Genomic DNA, 6,752 nt, shown 5'->3' on the forward strand with positions numbered 1-6,752 from the left:
CGGAACAACGCCACCTCGACCGCGAACAACGCCGGCTGCGCAAACCCCGTCCCATCCAGACCATCCACATCGCCCGAGATCACCTCGCGCAACGAACCCTCACCCAGCTCCACTTCCAGCCGGTCGCACACCTCGTCGAACGCCGCCGCGAACACCGGGAAGGCCGCGGACAAACCACGACCCATCCCGACCCGCTGACCACCCTGACCCGCGAACACGAACGCCAACCGCTCGGCGTCCCCGTCCGCGACACTCCCCCGCACGACATCGGCGTGCGGCGTCCCGTCGACCAGCGCGGCCAGGCCGGCGAGCGCGCCCGCCCGGTCGTGCGGGTCGCCGAGCACGACCGCGCGCCGGTCGAGCGCCGACCTGCCGGTCGCCAGCGAGTACGCCACGTCGGCCTGGTCCGCGTCGGGGTGCTCGGCCAAGTGCGCGCGCAACCGCGCCGCTTGGGCGCGCAGGCCCTCCTCGGTACGGGCCGAGAGCAGCAGCGGCACCCGGCCGGGCACCGGCTGCGGGTCCGGTGCCGTGTCCGCATCCGGGTCCGGTGTCGGTTGGGGCTCCTCTTCGAGGATCACGTGCGCGTTCGTACCGCTGACCCCGAACGCGGACACGCCGGCCCGTCGGGGCTGATCGGTCCGCGACCACGAGACCGGCTCGGTCAGCAGCGACACCGCGCCCGACGCCCAGTCCACATGCGGCGACGGCTCGTCCACGTGCAGCGTCCTGGGCAACACGCCGTGACGCATCGCCTGGACCATCTTGATCACGCCGCCGACCCCGGCGGCGGCCTGGGTGTGGCCGATGTTCGACTTCAACGACCCGAGCCACAGCGGCCGTTCGCCGTCGCGACCCCGGCCGTAGACGCCGAGCAGCGCGTCCGCCTCGATCGGGTCACCGAGCGAGGTGCCGGTTCCGTGCGCCTCGACCGCGTCGACGTCCGTCGCGCTGAGACCGGCGTTGGCCAGTGCCGCCCGGATCACCCGCTCCTGGGCGGGGCCGTTGGGCGCGGTGAGGCCGTTGCTGGCACCGTCCTGGTTGATCGCCGTACCCCGAACCACCGCGAGCACCGGATGGCCGTTGCGGCGCGCGTCGGAGAGCCGCTCCAGGAGCAGCATCCCGACACCCTCGGACCAGCCCGTACCGTCCGCCGAGGCGGCGAACGCCTTGCACCTGCCGTCCGCCGACAACCCGCGCTGCCGACTGAACTCGACGAAGGTGGCCGGTGTGGCCATCACGGTGACGCCGCCCGCCAGCACGAGTGAGCATTCCCGCTGCCGCAGCGCGCCGACCGCCCAGTGCAGCGCGACCAGCGAGGACGAGCACGCGGTGTCCACGCTGACCGCCGGGCCCTCCAGCCCGAGCGTGTACGCGACTCGGCCGGAGGCCACGCTGCCCGCGCTGCCGCTGCCGAGATACCCCTCGAACTCGCCGGCCGTGGCGGCCGTCCCGGAGCGCAGGCGCGACGCGTAGTCGCTGTACATCACGCCCGTGTAGACACCGGTCCTGCTGCCGCGCAGCGCGGCCGGGTCGATGCCGGCCCGTTCGATCGCCTCCCACGCGGTCTCCAGGAGCAAGCGCTGCTGCGGGTCGATGGTGAGCGCCTCGCGCGGCGAGATGCCGAAGAACTCCGGGTCGAACGCCGCGGCGTCGTGCAGGAAGCCGCCGTGCCGGGTGTAGCTGGTGCCGAGGTGTTCCGGGTCCGGGTCGTACAGGCCGTCCAGGTCCCAGCCTCGGTCCACCGGGAAGCCGGAGACCGCGTCCACACCGTTGTCGACCAGCCGCCACAGGTCCTCCGGCGACCCGACCCCGCCCGGGTAGCGGCAGCTCATCCCCACGATCGCGATCGGCTCGTGCTCACGCTCGTCGGCCTCGCGCAGTCGGCGGCGGGCGTCGTGCAGGTCGGTGGTGACCCGCCTGAGGTAGTCGCGAAGCTTCTGTTCGTCGGCCACTGTCGTCATTCCCCCTCGTAGCGTGCGGCCGTTGAACGTGCGGCCTGGCAACCGGTGATCTCGCGGGCGTCGATGCGGGTCCGTGGACGGGTGCTCGTGCGGGTGCTTGCCTGTGTCGTCGTGCGAGTGCCTGCGTGCGTTGTCGTACGGACACTTGCTTGCGTCGTTGTGCGGGTGCCGGTGTCGACGCATGCGCCGGTCGTCGTGCCGGTGCCGGTGTGCGTGCGGGCGCGGTTCGTCATCGGGTCACAGCTCGTTGTCGATGAAGTCGAAGAGATCGTCGTCGTCGGCCGTGCCGAGCTTTTCCGCGACGGATCCGCCGGTGTCGTCGCGGTGGTCCGCGCGGTGGGTGCCCGCGTCGGCGCCGAGCTTGGCGAGCAGTTCGCGCAGCCGGCCGGCCACCGCGTCGCGGGTGCCGCCGTCGGCCGCTCCGAGCCACGCCTCCAGGCGGTCGAGTTCGGCCGCGCCGGTGGATCCGGCGCCGTAGGCGCCGTCGGTGCCGTTCGCGGACTGCGCGAGCGCCTCGGCGGCGGCGAGTTCGGCGCCCAGGTGGTCGGCCAGTGCCGCCGGCGTCGGGTAGTTGAAGACCAGCGCCGCCGGCAACCGCAGTCCGGTCGCGGCGTTCAGCCGATTCCGCAGCTCGACCGCGGTCAGCGAGTCGAAGCCCAGGTCGCGGAACTCCTGTCCGGCGCCGATGCGATCCGCCGCGTCGAAGCCGAGCACCGAGGCCACGTGCGCGCGGACCGCGTCCAGGACCAGCCGGGGTCGATCGCCGGTACGCGCCCCGAGCAGGGACCGGACCAGCGGCGGTACACCCGAGCCGGTGTCCGTGCGAGCCGCCGGGTCACCGGCGGTGGGTCGGCGCGAGCGGTTCCCGGCCGTCGGGCCGGTGCGCAGATTCCGGGTCAACGCGGCCAGTGGGCCGAACGGGCCGGCCTGCTCCTCGGCCCGGGACCGCATCGCGGCCGGGTCGAGCCGGGCGGGCAGCAGCGCCGCGCCGGCCGTGCCCGGCACCCGGTCGGGTCCGGTCGGGTCGGCGGTGGCACCGGCGGTCCCGGCCAGGGCCCGGTCGAACAGCGCGAGCGCGTGTTCGGTGGGCAGCGGCAGGATGCCGTCGCGGGCCATGCGTTCGCGGTCCCGGTCGGTGAGTTCGCCGTCCATGCCGCCCGCCTCCCACGGTCCCCAGGCCAGCGAGGTGGCGGGCAGGCCGCGTGCCGCGCGGTGTCGGCCGAGGGCGTCCAGGAAGGTGTTGGCCGCCGCGTAGTTCGCCTGGCCGGCACTGCCGAACTGGCCCGCTGCCGAGGAGAACAGCACGAACGCGGAGAGCGCCCGGTCGGCGGTCAACTCGTGCAGGTGCCAGGCCGCGTCCAGCTTCGGGCGCAGTACGCGGTCGATGCGTTCGGGGGTCATCGCCTCGAACAGTCCGTCGTCCAACACACCCGCCGAGTGCACGACGGCGGTCACCGGGTGCGCCGCCAACAGCGCGGCCAGCGCGGTGCGGTCGGCGACGTCGCACGCGACGGTGCTCACCCGCGCGCCCAGCGCGGTCAACTCGGCGGCGAACTCGAGGGCGCCGGGCGCTTGTTCGCCGCGCCGCCCGGCCAGCACCAGCCGGCGGACCCCGTACTCGGTGACCAACCGGCGCACCACGAGGCCACCGAGGCGGCCGGACGCGCCGGTGACCAGGACGGTGTCATCCGCGCCGAGCACCGCGTGCGCGGCGACCGCGGCCGTCTCGGCATCCGCGCCGGCCGGCTCGGGGACCAGGCGGGGTACCAGGAGCGCGCTGTCGCGGATCGCGAACTGCGGCTCGTCGTCGCCCGCCGCGAGTACGGCGGGCAACCCGGTCGGGCCGGTGAGCGCCGGGATCCCGGCCGGTCCCCCGTCCAGGTCGACCAGCACGATCCGCCCCGGGTGCTCGGACTGCGCCGAGCGCAGCAGACCCCAGACCGCGGCCTGCGTCAGGTTCTCGATGCCGGTCTCGTCGACGGTGTCCCGGGTGGACACCGCGTGTTGGGTGAGCAGGACGAGCCGGGCAGCGCCGAACCGGGTGTCCGCCGACCAGGCCCGCACGATGTCCGACGCCCGTCCGAGCGCGTCCCGCGCGGCGACCGGGAGGTCCCGGTCCCGCCCCTGCGAGGGCGTCGGCGACAGCGCGACGAGCACCGCGTCCGGTACCGGCGCGCCCGCGTCGATCGCGGCATCGAGCGCGGCGAGGTCGGCGTGTACCGTCCCCGCCCGCGCGGTACCGGTCGGGAGCGCGCCCGCGACCGCGCTCGCGACGTCGTGTCGGACATCGCCGATCACCGCCCACGTGGCGGGCACCGCCGACGCGGTCCGGGCGCTCGGCGCGGGTTCCCAGTCGATCCGATACAACGCGCCGTCCCGACCGCCCTGCGCGGCACGCAGCGCGTCGGCGGCGACCGGCCTGGTCACCAGCGAGGCCACCGACCCCACCGGTCGACCCGAGTGGTCGGCGAGGGTCACCGCGAAGCTGTCGCCGGCCACCGGCGCGATGCGCACCCGCAGCGTCGTGGCCGCGGTCGCGTACAGCGCGACCCCGGTCCACGAGAACGGCAACCGCACCGCGCCCGCAGCGTCACCGGCAAGCCCGATCGGGTGCAACGCGGCATCCAACAGGGCCGGATGCACCCCGAAACCCTCGGTCGACACGTCGGCGGGCAGCGCAACCTCGGCGAACAGCTCGTCACCGTGCCGCCACATCGCCCGAAGCCCCCGGAACACCGGCCCATAGCCGAGTCCTTGTGCGGCGAGCCGGTCGTAGCATCCGTCGATCGACACCGGCTCGGCGCCGACCGGCGGCCACGGCCCCTGCCCGTCTTCCGGCCCGAACGCCTCCGCGTCCGGCGCCCCACCCCTGGCCAGCACGCCCTGCGCATGCCTGGTCCAACCTTCCGTCGGACCGCCGGGGCGCTGCCGGCCGGAGTGGATGCTCAGCGTGCTGCGGCCCGCCTCGTCCGGCGCACCGACCACGAGCTGGATCCGAACCGCGTCGTCGTCGGTCAGCACGAGCGGTGCCTCGATGGTCAGTTCCTCGATCAGATCGCACCCGACCTCGTCGCCGGCCCGAAGCGCGAGCTCCACCAGCGCGGTACCGGGTACCGGCACGGTCCCGTGCACCGTGTGGTCGAGCAGCCACGGGTGGCTGTCCACGGACAACCGACCGGTGAACAACACACCCGCCGAGTCGGCCAGTTCGACCGCCGCACCGAGCAACGGGTGATCGGCGGCGGTCAGCCCGATCGACGCGGCGTCCCCGGACCGATCGACCACCGGGTCGAGCCAGTACCGCTGCCGCTGGAACGGGTACGTGGGCAACGCCACGCGCCGGGCTCCGGGAACGAACCCGGCCCATCGGATTTCGGCGACGGCACCCGTCACATGGAGCGTGGCCAGGGCGGTCAGCGCGGCATCAGGCTCCGGACGGTCCTTGCGCAGCACCGGAACCACGGTCACCGCGTCGTCGGCAGCCCGAATCCCGTCCCTGATCAACGCGGTGAGGGCGCCGTCCGGCCCGACCTCGACGAAGGAGACGACACCGTCGTCTTCCAGCACGCGAATCGCGTCATGGAAGCGAACCGGCTGCCGCACGTGGCGCACCCAGTACTCGGGATCCGTCCAGTCGGCATCGGTCGAGACGGTCGAGACCACCGCCAACTGCGGTTCCGCAAATGTCAGTTCTCGAACCACGTCACGGAAGCCATCGAGCATCGGGTCCATCAGCGGCGAATGGAACGCATGGCTGACCCGCAGCCGCCGCACCCGACGACCCAACCCCTCGAAGTGCGCCACGACCTCGGAAACCACAGCCTCGGCGCCGGAGACCACCACCGAATCCGGACCATTGATCGCGGCGATCCCGACGAGGTCATCCCGCCCCGCCAGCAACGGCAGAACATCCGCCTCGGCCGCACCGATCGCGGCCATCGCACCACCGACCGGCAACGCCTGCATCAACCGACCACGCGCCACCACCAGCCGGCACGCGTCCTCCAACGACAACACCCCGACCACATGCGCCGCCGCGATCTCACCCACCGAATGCCCGACCACCACATCCGGCCGCACACCCCACGACTCCAACAACCGGAACAACGCCACCTCGACCGCGAACAACGCCGGCTGCGCAAACCCGGTCTCGTCCAGACCATCCACATCGCCCGAGATCACCTCGCGCAACGACCCGCCCAAACCCGCGTCCAACCGCACGCACACCTCATCGAAGGCCGCGGCAAACACCGGGAAGCTCTCATACAGCTCACGACCCATCCCGACCCGCTGACCACCCTGACCCGCGAACACGAACGCCAGGCGGCCGGATCCGCCGCGGGCGACACCGCGCACGACTCCCGGAGCCTCGGTGCCGGAGGCCACGGCCTCGGTGACACGCAGCAGCGTCTCCCTGTCGGTCCCGAACACCACCGCGCGGTGGTCCAGTCGGGGCTTGCCGGCCAGCGTGAACGCCACGTCGGAGACAGCCGTTTCGGCGTTCTCGGCCACGTGCGTACCGAGCCGGGCCGCCGTGGCGCGCAGGGCCTCGTCATCTGCGGCGGCAAACATCCAGGGGGTGGGAATCGCCCCGGCGAGCGCCGCCTCGGGTGTCGTGTCGGACGCCGCGCCGAACGGTTCCCGGTCCCCGACCTCGGGCTGCTCCACGATGACGTGTGCGTTGGTGCCGCTGACCCCGAAGGCGGAGATTCCGGCCCGGCGCGGTGCGCCCGTCTCCGGCCACGCCACCGGCTCCGTCAACAAGGACACCGCACCCGACGCCCAGTCCAC

General features: G+C 73.4%; 2 protein-coding genes. Both read right to left on the reverse strand.

The features are described from left to right. The coding region (locus tag ACZ4FV_RS51345) for a type I polyketide synthase (RefSeq protein ID WP_465328288.1) at positions 1–1,952 on the reverse strand (1,952 nt) is incomplete at its 3' end. 246 nt (positions 1,953–2,198) lie between these two features. Next, complete coding sequence (locus ACZ4FV_RS51350; protein WP_465328286.1) at positions 2,199–6,752, reverse strand: type I polyketide synthase; 4,554 nt, start codon at positions 6,750–6,752, stop codon at positions 2,199–2,201.

The organism is Embleya sp. NPDC025285 (genome assembly GCF_055558835.1).